This is a genomic window from Vogesella urethralis (assembly GCF_007644045.2).
Taxonomy (GTDB): domain Bacteria; phylum Pseudomonadota; class Gammaproteobacteria; order Burkholderiales; family Chromobacteriaceae; genus Vogesella; species Vogesella urethralis.
In genome coordinates, this window is the sequence record NZ_VMDW02000136.1 from 167,876 (window position 1) to 186,751 (window position 18,876).

An 18,876-nucleotide genomic window follows, 5' to 3' on the forward strand; every position below is an offset into this window, starting at 1 on the left:
GGATTACCCTTGGTTGGCGGGCTGGCGTCGTTTTAGCCGCAGGCGCAAGCTGTCGTCACCGGTGCTGATGGCGGCAATATCGAACCGGTTCAGTACCTTGCCTGCCAGCGGCAGTGTATGCAGCCACTGTTGCAATGCGGTGATGTCACGCCAGTAAACGGTGAGGTGTTGCGAAGAAATACTCACCCACGGCAGGTCGGCAAGCAGGCGTTGCAGCAGGTTGGCCGCGATCTGGCTGTTGCCTGCCAGGCTGGCCAGTTTGGCCAGCGCATGGCCGCGCAGGCCGGCTTGTGCCGGGTCGCCTTTGATCTGGTAATGCAGGTGTAGTGCGCCATCCGGGCCGCCGGCGGCGGGCTGGCAGTGCAGTTGCAGGATGGTGTGGGCGGGGTGGTGCAGTGTCAGCCAGAACACCGCGCCGTGCTCGTCCAGCAGCAGGTCGTCGATACTCAGGCGTTCATTGTTCAGCCATTGCTGCAGTTTGCGCAGTACCAGCTTGCCCGGCAGTGACACGCCGTCCCGGTGCAGGCGGGGGCGATTTTCTTGCCAGGCTTGCCAGCGCTGCTGCCACATGGCTTAGTCAAACAAGGTGCGCGCGCCCTCGTAGCGGGCGGCGAAGTAGCTGTTGTCGAGGCGGTCGACGCGGATCACGCTGTTGCTGTGCGGGGCGTGCACGAACTTGCCATCGCCGATATAGATGCCCATGTGCGAGAACGGCCTCCCCAGCGTATTGAAGAACACCAGGTCGCCGACGCGCAGCTGGCTGTTGCTGATCGGCCGCGCCAGGCCGGCAATTTGCGCCGCATTATGTGGCAGCTTCACCCGTGCAGCATTCTGATAGATGTAGGCCACCATGCCGCTGCAATCCAGGCCGGCTTCCGGGTTGCTGCCACCGAATTTGTAGTCGATGTCCAGCAGGCTCAGCGTATACATCAGGATCTCGCGGCCAACCCCGTCGGCTTGCAGGCTGCCCAGGCTGGTGCCGGGGCGGGTGGCGGGCTTGCCGGGCTTTTTTGCCGGCGGGGGCGTGCTGGCACAGCCGGCCAGCAGGCAGGCCAGTAGCGCCAGCGTCACGCCACGCTGGCGGGTGAGTCGGCTCAGCAAGCTGCCGCGCATCATCCTTGCTTGGCCTCCAGCGTTTCCCAGCGTTCCAGTTTTTCCAGCAGCAGCATTTCGATCTCCTCGAAGCGGGCCTGCCAGTTGCGCGCCTCCAGCGGGGTGTCACGGTAGGCGTTCGGGTCCAGCAGCTTGTCGTTCAGAAGCGCCTGTTCGGCTTCCAGTTCGGCAATTTCCTGCGGCAGGCGTTCCAGCTCGCGCTTTTCATTGAAACCCAATTTCTGGGTACGCGCACTGCGGTCGCGTTCCGGTTTGGCTTCCACGTTGGCCGCCGCTTCCTTGCGCGGCGCGTACTCGGCCTTCATCGCGGCCATGCGGGCGCGGGTGTCCACCCAGTCCTGATAGCCGCCCGGGTATTCTTCCAGCCGGCCGTCGCCCTCAAAGGCAATCACCTGCGTCACCACGTTGTCGAGGAAGGCGCGGTCGTGGCTGACCAGGAACACGGTGCCGGTGTATTGCTCGATCAACTCTTCCAGCAGCTCCAGCGTGTCGATGTCGAGGTCGTTGGTGGGTTCGTCCAGCACCAGCACGTTGGCCGGGCGGGTGAACAGCCGCGCCAGCAGCAGGCGGTTGCGTTCGCCGCCGGACAGCGAGCGAACCGGGCTGCGCGCGCGCTGCGGCGAGAACAGAAAGTCCTCCAGATAGCTCATCACGTGCTTCTTCTGGCCGGCGATTTCGACGAAGTCGTTACCCTGGCTGATGATGTCGGCTACGCTGGTTTCTTCGTCCAGCTGGGTGCGGAACTGGTCGAAGTAGGCCACTTCCAGCTTGCTGCCGCGCTTGATGCTGCCGCTGTCGGCTTCCAGCTCGCCCAGGATCAGTTTCAGCAATGTGGTTTTGCCGGCGCCGTTGGGGCCGATCAGGCCGATCTTGTCGCCGCGCAGGATACGGCTGGTGAAGTCCTTGATCAGGTTGCGGCCGTCAAAGCCTTTGCTGACGTGTTCCAGCTCGGCCACCAGCTTGCCGGAGCGCTCGCCGGCGTCAAGCTGGAAGTTCACCTGGCCCACGCGTTCGCGGCGGGCGGCGCGCTGGCGGCGGATTTCTTCCAGCCGGCGCACGCGGCCTTCGTTGCGGGTGCGGCGCGCCTCGATGCCCTTGCGGATCCACACTTCTTCCTGGGCGTGGAATTTGTCGAAAATGCGGTTCTGTTCTTCTTCGATGGCCAGTTCTTCGGCTTTGCGTACCTGGTAGGCGCTGAAGCTGCCCGGGTAGCTGCGCAGGATGCCGCGATCCAGCTCGATGATGCGGGTGGCGACGTTGTCGAGGAAGCGACGGTCGTGAGTGATCAGCAGCACGCTGCCGCCGAAGTTCTTGATCAGCCCTTCCAGCCACTCGATGGCGCTCATGTCCAGGTGGTTGGTGGGTTCGTCCAGCAGCAGCACGTCGGGGCGGGCAGCCAGCGCCCGCGCCAGGGCCACGCGTTTTTTCCAGCCGCCGGACAGCGCGCTGACCTGGGTGTCGGCATCCAGCCCCAGGTGCGACAGCGTGGTACTGATCAGCGCGTCGAACTGCCAGCCGTCGCGCGCTTCCAGCGCGTGCTGGATGTCGGTCATGCGTACCAGCACGGCCTCATGGTTGGCCGCAGGGTCGGCCAGCTGCTGCGTCAGGTGGTGGTAATCGGTGAGCAGGGCTTTCAGCTCGCCCAGACCTTCGGCTACCGCTTCGAACACGCTGTGGCCTTCCTCGAAGGTGGGCTCTTGCGGTACGTAGGCTACCTTGATGTCGCCTTGCTGGATGACTCGGCCGTCGTCCAGTTTGACGGTGCCGGCGATGGCTTTCAGCAACGAGGATTTGCCGGCGCCGTTGCGGCCGATCAGGCCGACGACTTCGCCGCCTTCGAGGGCGAAATGCACTTTGTCGAGCAGGGCGTGGTGGCCAAAGGCGAGGCAGGCGTTATCTACGGTAATCAGGGCCATGATGGGGAGTGACGGGCTTTCTTATTGCAATGCGGCCGATTGTAGCATGAGCGCGTGTTTGCCCTTCGCCTGCCGGCCGGTGGCTGCTACAATGCGCGCCAATTGAAAGCCCGCCTGTTCCGGCGGGTATCGCGAAAGGATGTGCCATGTACTTTGTTGACCGCTCTGTAGCCGTAATCAAACCGAAAGCCCCGTTTCTGGCGTGGCTGAACGGGGTGCCGGACAACGACATGATCGAACTGACGCTGGATGCGCTGCGTGCTGACAGCACCGTCATCCTGCTGCCGGAGTTCGACGAGCCGGAAGAGGCCGTGGCACACGTGGATGAAATCTTCGACCAGCTGTTCCGCCTGGAGCTGGCGTCCTGGTACGAGGACGAGTCGCTGTGGCCGCAGGACCGCTCGCTGAAAACGTTCTGGGAGTGGTTTGACGTGGAGATCCACTCCACGCTGCTGGACACGGTTGACGCCGACATCATGAACAGCCCGGTCGACCCGGTTTAAGTTGCTGTCGCCGTGCACGCTGTTCATGTGCCGCCGTTTGCGGCGACGCTGGGCTTTAGCCGGCTGGCCTGCGCCGGCTTGCTGCTGATGTGGCTGTGCCTGTTGTTGGCGTGCAGCCAACTGGATACCCAGTCGCAGTGGGTGGTGTTGGCCAGTACTGTACTGGCGTCGCTGGCCTGCCTGCGCCGCAGCGGCATGTGGCCGCGCCAGCCGGGCAGGGTGGCCGTAGATGGCCGCGGTGCCTGCCAGATCAACCTGCAGCGGGTGGCGCTGCACCGCAGTAGCGTGGCCTTGCCCTGGGTGGTGTGGCTGCATGGCCGTACCGGCGACGGTCGCCGTCTGGGCTTGCTGGTGTGGCGCGATGCCGTGCCGGCGGAAACCCACCGCGCTTTGCGTGTCTATGTGCAGTGGTGCCGCGCCGCCGCTACCCAGCAAGCAGAAGAAGAATCGTTATGAGCCATACCGCTATCCCTACCGCCGCCAGCAGCCTGCAGGACTGGCTGCACTATCAGGAAAACCTGCACATCAGCACCATCGATATGGGGCTGGCCCGCGTATCAGCCGTGCGCGACGCCATGGCGTTGCGGCCAACCTTCCCGGTCATCATTGTGGGTGGCACCAACGGCAAGGGCTCAGTCTGCGCCATGCTGTCCACCATGTTGCACCGCGCCGGCTTCAAGGTGGGTACCTATACCTCGCCGCACATCCTGCGTTACAACGAGCGCATTGCCATCGACACGCAGCCGGTGGGCGACCAGCGTATCGTGGACAGCTTTGCTGCCATCCAGGCGGCACGCGGCGATATTTCGCTTAGCTATTTCGAGTTCGGCACGCTGGCGGCCGTGCATGCCTTTGTGGAAGAGGGCGTCGATGTGGCGGTGCTGGAAGTGGGGCTGGGCGGGCGACTGGATGCCGTCAATATTTTCGAGCCGGCGGTGTCGGTGGTAGTGAGCGTCGATCTGGATCACCAGGCCTACCTGGGCGATACCCGCGAACAAGTGGGCTTCGAAAAAGCCGGCATTTTCCGCGCTGGCGTACCGGCCGTATGTGCCGACCCGAACCCGCCGCACACCTTGCTGGACGTGGCGGCGCAACTGGGCGCACCGCTGCACCTGGTTGGCCGCGACTTTGGCGTGACGCGCATGGATAACCAGTGGTCGTTCCACATGGGCGAGTCGCACAAGCACGCGCTGCCGATTCCGGCACTGCGCGGCGAATACCAGCTGGTGAATGCCGCCACCGCGCTGGCAGTGCTGGAGCTGCTGAAGCCCGTACTACCGGTGAGCCTGGGGGCGGTCAAGCGCGGCCTGCTGGAGGTGGAATGGCCAGGGCGTTTCCAGGTGCTGCCCGGTCGCCCGGTGACGGTGCTGGATGTGGGGCATAACCCGCACGCCGCCCGTGCACTGGCCGACAGTCTGAAGCGTATGGCGTTTGCCAGTCAGCGCATTGCCGTATTTTCGATGTTGTCCGACAAGGATATGGCCGCGGTGGTATCGCTGCTGAAGGACGAGTTCGACGTCTGGCTGGTGGGCGGGCTAGACATGCCGCGTGGCCGTACGGCCGATGCGATTGCCACCGAGCTGGAAACCATGGGCATTCGCGGGGTGCATCGTTACGAAACGGTACCTTTGGCCTGGGATGCCGCCTTATCGATGGCCGGCGAGAATGATAGAATTGTTGTATTTGGCTCGTTCCACACCGTTGCCGAGGTGATGGAACAGCGACTCCACCGCGCATAAGGAACCCTGATGGCCCTGTCCACTCACGACGAACTGCTGTTGCTGCGCAAGCGTGCGCGCCGCCGCCTGGTGGGCGCCATCGTGATGGTGAGCTTGTCGACTGCCGTGCTGTGGAATGTGGTGGATGCCCTGCCGGAGCAGGCGATGAAGCCGGAGGCGGTGGATATCACCGGATTGCAGATGGCATCGCAGCCGGCTGCCGCGCCGGTGGTGGCGTCTGCGCCCGTGGCAGCGTCGCAGCCGGTGACCGACCTGCTGGCTACCTTGCCGCCGGAAGAGCCGGAGCCGGCTTCGGTCCCTGCTGTCACTGCGCCGGCACCGGCCCCGAGCGCCCCGCTTGTGGTGCCCAAGCCCGCGCCGGTGGCGCCAGTGGCCCCGGCGGTTGCCAATCCGGAACCGAAGCCAGAACCCAAGCCTGTCCCTAAGCCCGAACCCAAACCTGAGCCAAAGCCGGCCATCAAACCGGAAAGCAAGCCCGCGCCCAAGCCGGAGCCCAAGCCGCCCGTCAAGGAAAACAAGCCGCGCGAAGAGAAGAAAGCCGCAGACCCGATGGCCATTCTGGAAGGGCGTGAAGCGCATACCGAACCTGCCAAACCGGCCAAAGAGCGCGCCGAAGCCGAGGCCAAGCCGGCAGAGGGGGGCAAGAAATTCAGCATCCAGCTAGCGGCGCTGTCCGACCCGCAAAAGGTAGATGCCCTGCGTAGCAAGTTGGCCGCAAGCGGGGTAACCGCTCGCTTCAGTAAGGTGCAAACCAGCAAAGGCGAGGTGACGCGAGTACGCGTAGGGCCGTTCAAATCGCGTGAAGAGGCCGATGCCGCCATGCGGCGCTTGAGCAAGGCCGGCGTGACCGGCATCGTGGTGGGGGCGGAATGACCTGGCTGGATTACCTGATCCTGGCCCTGATCGCCGGCTCCATCGCCTTGTCACTGTTCCGCGGCTTGGCGGCCGAAGTGCTATCGCTGTTTTCCTGGCTGATTGCGTTCTGGGCGGCGCGCAGCCTATCGCCGATGCTGTCCGAGTTCGTGCCGCTGCCCGGTGATGGTTTACGGCTGGTGGTGGCTTTCTTGCTGCTGCTGGTGGGTGTCTGGTTGTTGTCCGGTGTATTGCGTGCCTCGCTCACCGTAATGCTGGATGCTGTCGGCCTGGGCGGCATCAACCGTTTTTTTGGTGCCATATTCGGTTTGGTGCGCGGCATGTTGCTGGTGACGGTGGTGATGATTGTCGGCGGCCTGAGCAATCTGCCGCAATCCGCCGCCTGGCAGAATGCTTTGCTGGTGGCGCCGTTCCAGGCGGTGGCGGTAGCGTCCAAGCCGTGGTTGCCGGATGCGCTGGCGCAGAAAATGGATTTTTCATAGCTTTGCAATAGAGGGGTGATGATGCGTCGGCATCATCACCCCTTGTTTTTACTCGTGTAGTCTGGGGATTAACTATGTGTGGAATTCTTGGGGTGGTAGGTCAGACACCCGTAAACCAGCTGTTGTATGACGGTCTGCAACTGTTGCAGCACCGCGGTCAGGACGCAGCCGGGATTGTTACGGCAAACGGCAAGACCTTTCACATGCACAAAGGCAGCGGTCTGGTGCGCGACGTGTTCCGTACCCGCAATATGCGTTCGCTGCAAGGCAACGCCGGCATCGGCCATGTGCGCTACCCCACCGCCGGCTCGGCGTCCAACCTGGCCGAGGCGCAGCCGTTTTACGTGAATTCGCCGTTCGGCATCGTGCTGGCTCACAACGGCAACCTCACCAACACCGACGAACTGAAGTCGGACATGTTCCGTAACGACCTGCGCCACATCAACACCAATTCCGATTCGGAAGTGTTGCTGAACGTGTTCGCCCACGAGATTGCTGCGCGCGTCGAAAACGCCACGCTGACGCCGGAAGCAGTATTCGGTGCGGTGGAGGCGGTGCACCGTCGCGTGAAGGGCGCTTACGCCGTGGTGGCGATGATCGCCGGTTATGGCCTGGTGGCTTTCCGCGACCCGCATGGTATCCGTCCGCTGGTGATGGGTAGCAACGTGGTAGAGGGTCGCTCCGAATACATGTTTGCGTCCGAATCGGTAGCGCTGGATTGCTCCGGCTTTGCCGTGCTGCGCGACGTACTGCCGGGCGAATGTGTTTACGTCAGCTTCGAGGGCGACATGCACGCCCGCGTGTGTGCCGAACATACCCAGCTGGCGCCGTGCCTGTTCGAGTACGTGTACTTCGCCCGTCCGGATTCCGTTATCGACGGCGTGTCGGTTTACCAGTCGCGCCTGAACATGGGCGAGATGCTGGCCGAGAAAATCCGCCGCGAGTACCCGGGCATCGAAATCGATGTGGTGATTCCGATTCCGGATTCCAGCCGCCAGAGCGCGCTGCAGCTGGCCAACGCGCTGGGTCTGCCGTACCGCGAAGGCTTCATCAAGAACCGCTACATCGGCCGTACCTTCATCATGCCGGGCCAGGCGGTACGCAAGAAGTCGGTGCGCCAGAAGCTGAATCCGGTGCCGCTGGAGTTTGCCGGCCGTAACGTGTTGCTGGTGGATGACTCCATCGTACGCGGTACCACGTCCAAGGAAATCGTGCAGATGGCACGCGATTCCGGCGCCAAGCAGGTGTTCTTTGCCTCCGCTGCGCCAGCGGTACGCTTCCCCAACGTATACGGCATCGACATGCCGACCCGTGCCGAGCTGCTGGCTACCGGCCGTGACAATGCGCAGATTGCCGCCGAGATCGGTGCCGACGCCGTCATTTACCAGGACCTGTCGGCGCTGGAGCAAGCGGTGCACAGCATCAATCGCGAGCTGAACGTGTTTGAGGCGTCGTGCTTCAGCGGCTGCTACATCACCGGTGACATCAACGAGGCTTACCTCGATGCCATCGAGGCCGCACGTGGCAAGGGTAAGGCGGCAAGCAAGGAAGCCAAGGATGGTGAGGATGCTGGCAGCCAGATGGTGGATCTGAACCTGAACGTGGCTGAACAAAACCTGATGTAATGTGCTTATAACGACAAGGGTTGGCCGCTGCGGCCAACCCTTGTTATTGTGTGGCTTTGTATCCAATTGCCCCGAGAGCAATCATGCCCAGTGACGATACCTGTCAGTTGCACCCCGAAACCCTGGCCATTCGTGCCGGCCGTGAAACCAGCGAATACCGCGAGCACAGCCAGAGCCTGCATCTGACTTCCAGCTTTACCTTCGATAGCGCCGCCCAGGCTGCCGCCATGTTCCTTGGCGAAATCGACGGTTATACCTATTCCCGTTTTACCAATCCTACTGTTTCTGCCTTCCAGCAGCGCCTGGCCGCCATGGAAGGCGCCGAGCGTGCCGTGGCCACGTCTACCGGCATGGCTGCCATCCAGGCCACCATGCTGACGCTGCTGAAAGCTGGCGACCATATCGTGTCGTCGCGCAGCCTGTTTGGCTCCACCATCAACCTGTTCAATGGTGTATTGGGCAAGTTTGGCGTGGAAACCAGCTATGTGGATGCGGCCAACCTGGACGCTTGGCGTGCGGCAGTCAAACCGAATACCAAGGTGTTTTTCCTGGAAACGCCGTCCAACCCGCTGACCGATCTGGCTGATATTGCTGCCGTGGCGGCCATTGCCCACGAGGCGGGCGCTTTACTGGTGGTGGACAACTGCTTCTGCTCGCCGGCGTTGCAGCAACCGATCAAGCTGGGTGCCGACCTGGTGGTGCATTCGGCCACCAAGTACCTGGACGGCCACGGCCGCGTGATGGGTGGTGCCGTAGTGGGCAGCGACAAGCTGGTGGAGCAGGTCTACCTGCACGTTCGCACTGCGGGCCCGTCGCTGGCGCCGTTCAACGCCTGGGTGTTGCTGTCCGGCCTGGAAACGCTGTATCTGCGCATGGAAAAGCACTCGGCCAATGCCCTGGAGTTGGCCAAGTGGCTGCAACAGCAACCGGCGGTGGAAAAAGTGTTCTATCCCGGCTTGCCGGATCATCCGCACTACGCGCTGGCACAGCGCCAGCAAAAGAGCGGTGGCCCGGTGCTGTCGTTCCAGGTCAAGGGCGGGCGCGAGGCAGCCTGGAAGGTGGTAGATGCTATCCAGCTGATATCGCGTACCGCCAACCTTGGCGACGTGAAAACCACGCTGACGCACCCGGCTTCCACTACGCATGCACGCATTACGCCGGAGGCGCGGGCACAGGCCGGCATTACCGAAGGTTTGCTGCGCGTTGCTGTGGGGCTGGAACACGTTGAGGACTTAAAGGCCGACTTGTTGCGAGGCCTGTAAAAGAAACAATTGTTTCAATTGTACGGCAGTCTACAATTAGGACTGCCGTTTTTAATGGGAAAAACTTAAAGGTGTGGACATGGCGTTCTTGACATGCGTCAAATTTAAACGTAAGTTTCAAACGCTTGTTCTAAAGTCATGATGAGCAAGGCGACGCAATTACTTACCCCGATCAAGGTGCAAGAAAACATGGAAGTGAACAAGCCCGATACCGCTACGAGGATTCTGGACGTCGCAGAACGTCTGTTCGTCGAGCACGGCTTCGAGGCTACCTCGCTTCGCATGATCACCCAGCAGGCCGAAGTGAACCTGGCTGCGGTGAATTACCACTTTGGCTCCAAGGATGCGCTGTTCGAATCCGTATTCATGCGCCGTATCGGCCCCTTTGTGGCGGCCTGTCTGGCGGAGCTGGATGCACTCGAACAAACCGGACAAACGCTGACGGCAGAACAGCTGGTGACGAGCTTCATTCGTCCCTGCCTGGCCCTGTCAAAAGACCCTGCGAGGGGCGGGGCGCTGTTTGTGCGGCTGATGTCACGTACGCTGGTGGAAAACCACCGTCTGCTGCGTGAAGCGCTGAATCAGCAGTACAGCGTGTTTGTTGTGCGCTACACCAGTGCATTCCAGCGCGCGTTACCGCAGTTTGGAGCCGAAGATATTGCATGGCGCATGCATTTCGCTTTCAGCGTAATGTTCAATGCCTTTGCAGGTAATGATGTGCTGAGGATTTTTGTCCGTAGCCAGGTGGTTACCGCCCGGGACCCGGACATGGTCGTCAAGCACTTGGTACCTTTTGTCGTGGCAGGGTTGACGGCGCCCATCTGATTGACTTTTCACAGGGTCAACACGAGGGTTAACCATAATGACATCTGCCGTTATTCTCGTCCTGCTGGTGGGCGCGCTGGCTTACTTCCGCGCACCCATCCTTGCTTGGACTATCGCCGTTGCAGGCTGGCTGGCCAGCCTGCAGTTCGTCTGGGGCTGCCAGGTACCTGTTGCCGTATGGGCCGTTTTCGGCGTCATCGCTGCTGTACTCAACCTTACCCCGCTGCGCCGTGCCGTGTTCACCGGCCCGGTGTTCACCATCTTCAAGAAAATCACTCCGGCCATGTCGCAGACCGAACAGGAAGCGATCAATGCCGGCACCGTATGGTGGGACCGTGACCTGTTCTCCGGCAAGCCGGACTGGAACCGTCTGCTGTCCTTCCCGGACCCGAAACTGACTGCCGAAGAGCAGGCCTTCCTGGATGGCCCGACCGAAGCGCTGTGCAAGATGATCGACGACTGGAAGATCACGCACGAGCTGAAGGATCTGCCGCCGGAAGTGTGGCAGTTCATCAAAGACCAGGGCTTCCTGGGCATGATCGTCAAGAAAAAGTATGGCGGTCTGGAATTCTCCAACTACGCGCATGCCAAGGTGGTGACCAAGATCGCTACCCGTGGCGGTACCGCGGCTGTATCGGTGATGGTGCCGAACTCGCTCGGCCCGGGCGAGCTGCTGCAGCACTACGGTACCGAAGCGCAGAAAGACTACTACCTGCCGCGTCTGGCCAAGGGTGTGGACGTGCCGTGCTTTGCGCTGACCAGCCCGTACGCCGGCTCTGACGCAGGTGCCATTCCGGATTTCGGCGTGGTCTGCCGTGGGAGCTACACCGACCCGCGCAGCGGCCAGCATCACGAAAACGTACTGGGTATCCGCGTGAGCTGGGAAAAACGCTGGATTACGCTGGCACCCGTGGCCACCGTACTGGGTCTGGCGTTCAAGATGTACGACCCGGATCACCTGCTGGGTGACAAGGAAGATATCGGTATTACCTGCGCGCTGGTGCCGACCGAGCACGAAGGCGTGTGCATTGGTCGCCGTCACTTCCCGGGTGGTGCTGCGTTCATGAACGGCCCGACCTGGGGCAAGGACGTGTTCATTCCGCTGGAGTGGATCATCGGTGGCCGCGAGTACGCCGGTCAGGGTTGGCGCATGCTGGTAGAGTGCTTGTCGGTTGGCCGCTGCATCTCGCTGCCGGCCATGTCGGTTGCTTCCGGCAAGGTGGCGTCCTACACCACCGGCGCTTACGCTCGCATCCGTGACCAGTTTGGTCTGTCCATTGGCAAGTTCGAAGGGGTGGACGAAGCCATGGCGCGTATCGGTGGCTTCACTTACCAGATGGAAGCTGCGCAGGATCTGGCACTGACCGCGCTGGATATCGGCGAGAAGCCGTCGGTACTGTCTGCCGTACTGAAGTACCACAATACCGAACGCATGCGTAAGGCGCTGAATGATGCGATGGACGTGCATGGCGGCAAGGCCGTGGTGCTTGGCCCGCGCAACTACTTGGCGCGTGCTTACCAGGCCATTCCGATCGCGATTACCGTAGAGGGTGCCAACATCCTGACCCGCTCGATGATCATCTACGGGCAGGGTGCGATCCGCTGCCATCCGTTCGTGCTGCGCGAAATGAAGGCGGCCATGGCTAATGACGGTGTCGAGTTCGATAAAGCCATCACCGGCCATATCAACTTCGTGATCAGTAACGTGTTCCGCTCGCTGTGGATGGGTCTGACCGGTGCCAAGTTTGTCGGCAGCCCGAAGGGCGGCGAGGTGGCGGCCTACTACAAACAGCTGACCCGCTTCTCCAGTGCATTCGCGCTGCTGTCGGACATGGCCATGTTCAGCCTGGGCGGCTCGCTGAAGTTCCGCGAAAAGCTGTCTGCCCGTCTGGGTGACATGCTGTCCAATCTGTACATCGCCACGGCTTGCCTGAAGCGCTTCGAGCGTGATGGCGCGCCGAAAGAAGACCTGGCGGTGCTGAAGTGGGCGCTGGATACCGCGTTGTACGACCTGCAGCAGGCAATGGACGGCTTCCTGGCCAACCTGCCTAGCCGTATGTTGGCTGCAGTGCTGCGCAAGGTGATCTTCCCGTGGGGCCTGACCCTGAAACCGGCCAGCGACCGCACTGGTACCCAGGTGGCACGCAGCCTGATGGAGCTGGGTCCGACCCGCAGCCGTCTGACCAAGGGCATGTTTGTACCAGCCGACGAGACCGATCCGGTAGGCGTGCTGGAACCGGCGCTGAAGGCGATGCTGGAAACCGAACCGGTAGAGCAGAAGCTGCGCAAGCTGGCACGCGATGGCAAGTTCAAGACCATCACCGCCCGCGAGCGTCTGGCCGAAGCGCTGCAAGGTGGCGTGATCAGCCAGCAGGAATTCGACGCAGTAACGCGCGCTCGCAAATTGAAGCGTGATGTAATCATGGTGGACGACTTCGACATGAAGATGGAGCACCACGATGACAAACTGCTGCAGCGCCTGATTTTCTGATGCACTAAGCTTGGAGTAGGTGGGTTCGCCCACCTCTCTGCTGATGTTGCTCTGCAAGCAGAGCAACACCGGGAGGGAAGCATGGAAGACACACTCAACAATAATGCACGGCAGCCCATACTGCGCTTGCGTGCAGAGCCGCGGGCTACCAATGCGCACGGCCGGGTGCAGGCGGGCTGGTTGCTGCACCAGATCGACCTGGCTGGTGCTACGTTTGCCGAACGCAAGGCCAAGGGTGCGGTCACCACGGTGGCGGTGAATGCCTTCCAGTTTGCCCACCCCATTCACGTGGGGGACGTAGTGTCGATTTATGCCGACTGTCTGCGTCTGGGGCAGAAGTCGGTGACTGTCAAAATCACGGTGGAAGCCGAGCGGATGAGCGGTGAAATGCTCACCATCACGGAGCTGGTTTCAACGTATGTGGCCATCGATGCAGAAGGGCGCTCGCGCTTGATCTGAGCGCTGTGGGTTTCATGACAAGTGTCAAACGGCTGTTTGGAACGAATGCTCGAAAAAGCTGGAAAACCTTGTCTACTCTGGTAGTATCAATGTTAGGCCGACGCTACAGTACGGTCACAACAGCATGACAAACAATGCACAGAGGGAATGACACATGAAACTGAAACACCTCAGCCTGTCCGTGATGATGATGGGTGCCTCCGCTGCCGTAATGGCATCCGGCTACCATTTCGGTACCCAGTCGGTGAGTGCACAGTCCACCGCCAACGCCAGTGCGGCCGAAGCTGCTGATGCTTCTACCATTTTCTACAACGCCGCCGGTATGACCAAGCTGGAAGGCACCAATTTCTCCGGCGCCGTTAACCTGGTAATGCCGAGCGTCAAGTACAGCAACGCCAGTGCTACCTACCCGACTGCGGCGCTGACTGCTACCAATTCGACAGTGCAAGGTGTGCGTAGCGGTACTATCACCGATGACCTGATCGCTGTACCTCACCTGTATGCTACCCACAAGCTGAATGACAAAGTTACTGTCGGTGTGGGCATTTATGTGCCGTTCGCTTCTTCTACCGAATACGAGCGTAATTCGGTGCTGCGTTACAACCTGAACGCTACTTCGCTGAAAACCATCGATATCAACCCGACTGTCGCCTTCAAACTGAACGAGCAGCACTCGGTGGCGGTGGGGGTGATCGCTCAGCATGCTGAGGCCAGCCTGCGCCAGTATGCCAACTTCGGTTATGCCCTGGCGGGTGGTAATGCCGCACTGCCAGGCTCTGTGGCAGGTAATGGCGCCGCTGATGGTTTTGCCGATGTGAATGGCGACGACTGGGGTTTTGGCTACAACCTGGCGTGGATGTGGGATATCAACGACTCAGCTCGCCTGGGTGTGAACTATCGTTCGAAGATTGAACATACGCTGAAGGGCACTGCCAAATGGGCCAAGCCGGCTGCTGGCTATACCGCCTTGAATGCAGCGGGCTTCAAGGATAGCGAAGATGCCTCTGTCGCGATCGATACTCCGGAATCGTTGTCCGTGCATGGCATGTACAAACTGAACCCCAAAGTTAACTTGTTCGGTGATGTTACATGGACCAAGCACTCGCGCTTTGATCGCGCTCGCCTGATCTATGGCAATGCCAAGACAGGCCAAGGTGATACGACATACCTGTTCCCGGCATGGGAAGATTCCTACAAGGTGTCGCTGGGTGGTTCCTACCAGTACTCTGATGCTCTGCAACTGCGTGCCGGTGTTGCCTACGACAAGTCGCCGGTTCCCGATGACAACCACCGCTTGGCCACCATGCCGGATAATGACCGCACATGGCTGTCGTTGGGTGGCAAATACAATCTGAACAAGGCCTCGTCCATCGATTTCGCCTACTCTTACATCTTTATCAAGGATGCCAAGGCGAATGTGGATGGTACCTGCTCGTTCCAGGGTGTTAGCCAGTGCGTATCCAGCCAGACCAAGGGTACTGCTGATTACAAATCGTCTGCCCAGATCGTTGGTGTGCAGTACAACCACCGCTTCTAATGCTTGATTCTGCGGCCAACCTGCGGGTTGGCCGCAATAGACACGGCGGTTGCCGTGTTTTTTTGGAAAGATGCTGAATTTTGGTTCAGATACTCTAAAAACAGATCTTTCTTCAGACTGCTTACCCGGAATCTATAATCCGTGAAGCGTTTAACCATGTTTGTTCGTTAAGACAACCGAGGAAACCATGTCTCAGACCAAATTCATCGTACGCAAGGTAGCCGTTCTGGGCGCCGGCGTGATGGGGGCGCAGATCGCCGCTCATCTGGTTAATGCCAAGGTGCCAACCGTTCTGTTCGACCTTCCGGCCAAGGAAGGCAACAAGAGCGCCATCGCACTGAAAGCCATCGAAGGCCTGAAAAAGCTGAAGCCGTCCCCGCTGTCCAATAAGGATGCCGTCAACTTCATTCAGCCTGCCAACTACGAAGATCACCTGCACCTGCTGAAGGATTGCGACCTGGTTATCGAGGCGATTGCCGAGCGCATGGACTGGAAAGCCGACCTGTACGCCAAAGTCGGTCCGCATCTGGGCGAGAACACCATTTTTGCGACCAATACATCCGGTTTGTCGATCAATCAGCTAGCCGAGTCGCTGCCGGCCGAATTGAAACCGCGTTTCTGCGGCGTGCACTTCTTCAACCCGCCGCGCTACATGCACCTGGTCGAGATCATTCCGTGCGTGGGCTCGGATGCCGCTATCCTGGATAACCTGGAGCGCTTCCTGGTGTCCACGCTGGGCAAGGGTGTGATCCGTGCCAAAGACACGCCGAACTTTGTTGCCAACCGCATCGGCGTGTTCTCGATGCTGGCGACTATCGCCAATGCCGAGAAGTACGGCATTCGTTTCGATATCGTCGACGACCTGACCGGCCCGCGCCTGGGTCGTCCGAAGTCGGCCACGTTCCGCACTGCCGATGTGGTAGGCCTGGATACCTTCTCCCACGTGGTGAAAACCATGCAGGACACGCTGCCGAACGACCCGTGGCACGCGCTGTTCCAGTCGCCGCAGTGGCTGCAGAAGCTGATCGCCGATGGTGCTTTGGGTGCCAAGACCAAGCGTGGCATCTACAAAAAAGAAGGCAAACTGATGTTTGTCATCGACCCGGCCACTGGCGAATATGTCGGCTCCGGTCAGAAGGGCGACGATGGCGTCAAGGAAATCCTGAAGATCGCCAACCCGGCAGAAAAATTCAAGAAACTGCGCGAGAGCGAGCACCCGCAGGCACAGTTCCTCTGGGCCTGCTTCCGCGATGTCTTCCACTACATCGCCTTCCACCTCGGCGATATCGCCAACTGCGCTCGTGACGTCGACTTCGCCATCCGTTGGGGCTTTGGCTGGTCGGTGGGTCCGTTTGAAACCTGGCAGTCTGCTGGCTGGAAGCAAGTAGCCGAGTGGGTCGATGCCGACATCAAGGCGGGCAAATCGCTGGCTGCGGCCAACCTGCCGGCCTGGGCGCTGGAAGCGGATCGCGCCGGTGTTCACTTTGTCGATGGCTCCTTCGACGCCGCTGCTGGCAAGCTGGTGGGCCGTTCCACGCTGGATGTGTACGCGCGCCAACTGGCACCGGCCAAGGTGCTGGGTGAGGCGGCTGGCCTGCTGGGTGAAACCGTTTACGAAAACGACGGCGTGCGTGCCTTCACTACCGGTGACGACGTACTGGTGGTGTCGTTCAAGTCTAAGGCGCATGCCATTGGCCCGGATGTGATCGACGGCGTACACGCGGCGCTGGATATCGCCGAAGCCCGCTTCAAAGGCCTGGTGATCTGGCAAACCGAAGAGCCGTTCTCGGTGGGTGCCGACCTGCAGTCCATGCTGCCGGCGTTCATGATGGGTGACTGGGACGCTATCGACACCATGGTGCGTCGCTTCCAGGAAACCTCGATGCGCTTGCGTTACAGCCAGATTCCGACCGTTGCTGCAACGCAGGGTTACGTGTTTGGTGGCGGCTGCGAGTTTGCCATGCATTGCGACAAAGTCGTTGCTGCACTGGAATCGTATGTTGGCCTGGTAGAGGTAGGCGTTGGCCTGCTGCCGGGTGGTGGCGGTTGCAAAGAGTTTGCGCTGCGTGCTGCCCGTGAAGCCAAAGGCGACGTTCTGGCTGCACTGAAAGACTACTTCATGGCCATTGCCACCGCCAAAGTGGCTACCAGCGCGCATGAAGCCCAGGAAATCGGCTTCTTCCGTGCTACCGACAACGTGGTGTTCAACGCTTACGAGCTGCTGCACGTTGCCAAGCAACAGGCACTGTCGATGTACGAAGCGGGTTACCGTCCGCCGATGGCAGGTGGCAAGTTCCCGGTGGCGGGTCGTTCCGGCGCCGCTTCCATCAAAGGTCAGCTGGTCAACATGCTGGAAGGTCACTTCATCAGCCAGCACGACTTCACCATCGCCGGCCTGATCGCCGACGTGATGAGTGGTGGCGATGTCGAGCAAGGCACGCTGGTGAACGAGCAATGGATTCTCGATCTGGAACGCAAGGCCTTCATGACCCTGCTGAAATCCAGTAAAACCCAGGATCGCATTGCCAACATGCTCACCACCGGCAAGCCGCTGCGTAACTAAATCTAGCCAGAATACAGACTGGTCGGCGGCTGAGGGGCCAAGCCGGCCAGTTCTAAGGAGATTGAAAAAATGGTCAAACAAGTACAGGAAGCTTACATCGTCGCCGCCACCCGTACCCCGGTGGGCAAGGCACCGCGTGGCATGATGCGCCACGTGCGCCCCGACGACATGCTGGCTCATGTGATCAGCGGTGCGCTGGCGCAGGTGCCGACGCTCGACCCGAACCTGATTTCCGATTGCGTGGTGGGTTGTGCCTTCCCGGAAGCCGAGCAGGGTCTGAACATGGCACGTATCGGCGTGCTGCTGGCAGGTCTGCCCAATACCGTTGGTGGTATCACCATCAACCGTTACTGCTCGTCCGGCATTAACGCCGTGCAGATTGCGGCCGACCGTATCCGCATGGGCGAGGCCGATGTGGTGATCGCGGCAGGTTCCGAATCGATGTCCATGGTGCCGATGATGGGCAACAAGGTATCGCTGAACCCCGAAGTGTTTGCCAAAGACGAGAACTACGCCATTGCTTACGGTATGGGTCTGACCGCCGAAAAAGTGGCGCAGCAGTGGGGCATTTCCCGCGAAGATCAGGATGCATTCGCGGTGGAATCGCACCGTCGTGCACTGGCGGCCATCGATGGCGGCAAGTTCAAGAACGAAATCACTCCGCTGGAAGTGACTTACCGTACACCGAACCTGGAAACCGGCGAAGTGATCAGCAAGACCCGCGTGCTGGATACCGACGAAGGCCCGCGCCGCGAAACCACGCTGGAAGGCCTGGCCAAGCTGAAAACCGTGTTCGATGCCAAGGGTAGCGTGACTGCCGGTAACTCGTCGCAGATGTCCGATGGTGCGGGTGCGGTGATTCTGGTATCCGAGCGTGTGCTGAAAGAGCTGAACCTGACCCCGCTGGCGCGTTACGTTACTTTCTCGGTGAAAGGTGTGCCGCCGGAAATCATGGGTATTGGCCCGAAAGAAGCCATTCCGGCTGCGCTGAAGCAGGCCGGTCTGTCGCAGGGCGACCTGAAATGGATCGAGCTGAACGAGGCGTTTGCCGCCCAGGCACTGGCCGTAGCGCGTGATCTGGAGCTGGATATGTCCCGCGTTAACCCGCACGGTGGCGCCATTGCGCTGGGCCACCCGCTGGGCGCGACCGGGGCCATCCGTACTGCCACGCTGATTCATGGCATGCGCGATGCCGGTATTCAGGGCCACGGCATGGTGACCATGTGTATCGGTACCGGTATGGGTGCTGCCGGCATTATCGAGGTGCTGTAAAGCATTGCGGCCATCCTCTTGGTTGGCCGCACTATCCTGAAAAGGCCGACGCAATGTCGGCCTTTTTTATTGCCGCTAATCCTCACGGTGATAGGCAGGATCTGGATCGTAGCGCAGTCAAGCACAAGACAATGGTGGTGACGACGTCCCCCCAATCTCAGTAGCACTACGCTTTAGAGTCCAAGGCTAATTTACCGGATTTCTCCGCCAGTAATT

At 60.5% G+C, this 18,876-nt stretch carries 16 protein-coding genes; 13 read left to right on the forward strand and 3 right to left on the reverse strand.

Annotated features, from left to right (window positions below; genetic code table 11):
* Positions 1-3: 3 nt before the first annotated feature.
* The 3 genes from FLQ03_RS18255 to FLQ03_RS18265 are packed head-to-tail and all read right to left on the reverse strand — an operon-like array spanning position 4 to position 3,029.
* Positions 4-570, reverse strand: a complete 567-nt coding sequence (locus FLQ03_RS18255; RefSeq protein ID WP_144371629.1) for a hypothetical protein — start codon at positions 568-570, stop codon at positions 4-6.
* A 3-nt stretch (positions 571-573) separates the two neighbouring features.
* Entirely contained in the window at positions 574-1,101 is a 528-nt protein-coding gene (locus FLQ03_RS18260; RefSeq protein ID WP_240802315.1) for a C40 family peptidase, read from the reverse strand.
* A gap of 11 nt (positions 1,102-1,112) precedes the next feature.
* Entirely contained in the window at positions 1,113-3,029 is a 1,917-nt protein-coding gene (locus tag FLQ03_RS18265) for an ATP-binding cassette domain-containing protein (RefSeq protein WP_144371631.1), read from the reverse strand.
* 146 nt (positions 3,030-3,175) lie between these two features.
* On the opposite strand from FLQ03_RS18265, the gene FLQ03_RS18270 reads away from it, so the two are divergent.
* The 13 genes from FLQ03_RS18270 (at position 3,176) to FLQ03_RS18330 (ending at position 18,660) form a co-directional block, all read left to right on the forward strand.
* Entirely contained in the window at positions 3,176-3,532 is a 357-nt protein-coding gene (locus FLQ03_RS18270; RefSeq protein WP_144371632.1) for a hypothetical protein, read from the forward strand.
* A gap of 12 nt (positions 3,533-3,544) precedes the next feature.
* Complete coding sequence (locus FLQ03_RS18275) at positions 3,545-3,988, forward strand: protein YgfX (RefSeq protein WP_144371633.1); 444 nt, start codon at positions 3,545-3,547, stop codon at positions 3,986-3,988.
* Positions 3,985-5,271 carry a bifunctional tetrahydrofolate synthase/dihydrofolate synthase gene (folC, locus tag FLQ03_RS18280; protein WP_144371634.1) on the forward strand — a complete coding sequence of 429 codons (1,287 nt, stop codon included), beginning with the start codon at positions 3,985-3,987 and terminating at the stop codon, positions 5,269-5,271. Before FLQ03_RS18275 ends, folC begins: the two co-directional genes overlap by 4 nt.
* Before the next feature lie 9 nt (positions 5,272-5,280).
* A complete protein-coding gene (locus FLQ03_RS18285) occupies positions 5,281-6,144 on the forward strand; it encodes an SPOR domain-containing protein (protein ID WP_206211040.1) in 864 nt (287 codons plus the stop codon).
* Positions 6,141-6,626 (forward strand): CvpA family protein, encoded by a 486-nt coding sequence (locus FLQ03_RS18290; RefSeq protein ID WP_144371636.1) that lies wholly within the window; start codon positions 6,141-6,143, stop codon positions 6,624-6,626. The genes FLQ03_RS18285 and FLQ03_RS18290 overlap by 4 nt, the downstream gene beginning before the upstream one ends.
* 74 nt (positions 6,627-6,700) lie before the next feature.
* Complete coding sequence (gene purF, locus FLQ03_RS18295; RefSeq protein ID WP_144371637.1) at positions 6,701-8,251, forward strand: amidophosphoribosyltransferase; 1,551 nt, start codon at positions 6,701-6,703, stop codon at positions 8,249-8,251.
* An 83-nt stretch (positions 8,252-8,334) separates the two neighbouring features.
* Positions 8,335-9,513, forward strand: coding sequence for an O-succinylhomoserine sulfhydrylase (locus FLQ03_RS18300; RefSeq protein ID WP_144371638.1), 1,179 nt, complete (start codon positions 8,335-8,337; stop codon positions 9,511-9,513).
* A 189-nt stretch (positions 9,514-9,702) separates the two neighbouring features.
* The gene (locus FLQ03_RS18305; RefSeq protein WP_144371639.1) at positions 9,703-10,338 is read left to right on the forward strand and encodes a TetR/AcrR family transcriptional regulator; all 636 of its coding nucleotides are present in this window, start codon (positions 9,703-9,705) and stop codon (positions 10,336-10,338) included.
* A gap of 37 nt (positions 10,339-10,375) precedes the next feature.
* Complete coding sequence (locus tag FLQ03_RS18310; RefSeq protein ID WP_144371640.1) at positions 10,376-12,829, forward strand: acyl-CoA dehydrogenase; 2,454 nt, start codon at positions 10,376-10,378, stop codon at positions 12,827-12,829.
* Between the two features lie 81 nt (positions 12,830-12,910).
* Entirely contained in the window at positions 12,911-13,288 is a 378-nt protein-coding gene (locus FLQ03_RS18315) for an acyl-CoA thioesterase (RefSeq protein ID WP_144371641.1), read from the forward strand.
* 154 nt (positions 13,289-13,442) lie between these two features.
* Positions 13,443-14,825 carry an OmpP1/FadL family transporter gene (locus FLQ03_RS18320; protein ID WP_144371642.1) on the forward strand — a complete coding sequence of 461 codons (1,383 nt, stop codon included), beginning with the start codon at positions 13,443-13,445 and terminating at the stop codon, positions 14,823-14,825.
* 187 nt (positions 14,826-15,012) lie between these two features.
* A complete protein-coding gene (locus tag FLQ03_RS18325) occupies positions 15,013-17,388 on the forward strand; it encodes a 3-hydroxyacyl-CoA dehydrogenase/enoyl-CoA hydratase family protein (RefSeq protein ID WP_144371643.1) in 2,376 nt (791 codons plus the stop codon).
* A 69-nt stretch (positions 17,389-17,457) separates the two neighbouring features.
* The gene (locus FLQ03_RS18330) at positions 17,458-18,660 is read left to right on the forward strand and encodes an acetyl-CoA C-acyltransferase (protein WP_144371644.1); all 1,203 of its coding nucleotides are present in this window, start codon (positions 17,458-17,460) and stop codon (positions 18,658-18,660) included.
* The last annotated feature ends 216 nt before the right edge of the window (positions 18,661-18,876 follow it).